Consider the following 617-nt stretch of genomic DNA (forward strand, 5'->3'; position numbering starts at 1 on the left):
GGGCCCCCAACGCCCCGACGGCCACAGCCGCCTCACCGGCTGGATCACCGCCGAATGCCGCGCCCTGCTCGAACCGCTGCTCGCCAAGTTCGCCGCCACCGACCCCACCCGCGTCACCCCACCCGACCCCACACCGCAGGACGGCCAGGGACCCGGCGGCACGGGAGACGACGGTCCGGGACAGGGTGCTGCGGGAGCGGCTGCCACGGCAGAGGGCGGTGCGGCAGACGGCGGCGTGGCAGACGGCGGCGTGGCAGACGGCGGCGTGGCAGACGGCGGTGCGGCAGACGGCGCTGCGGCAGAAGACGGCACGGCAGAGGGCGGCGCGGCAGACGGCGGCGCGGCACCGCAGGGTGCTGCATCTGCGTTTCCGGGGCCGCTGCTCGACGACACCGGCCGCACCCGCGCCCAACGCCACCACGACGCCCTACAGACCATGGCCCGCATGCTGCTGTGCACCAAGGGCCTCGGCGACCTCAACGGCCTCCCGGTCTCGGTCGTGGTCACCACCACCCTGCAAGAACTGCACGCCGGCGCCGGCTACGCCCTCACCGCCGGCGGCACCCGACTCCCCATGCCCGACCTCATCCGCCTGGCCGCCCACGCCCACCACTACC

1 protein-coding gene is annotated in these 617 nt (G+C 75.5%); it reads left to right on the plus strand.

Annotated features, from left to right (window positions below; translation table 11 throughout):
* Positions 1-617, plus strand: a 617-nt coding sequence (locus AC30CM_RS26970; RefSeq protein WP_490119970.1) for a DUF222 domain-containing protein, incomplete at both ends; no start/stop codon positions are given.

The organism is Mycobacterium sp. DHQP2018-32-09 (genome assembly GCF_058148405.1).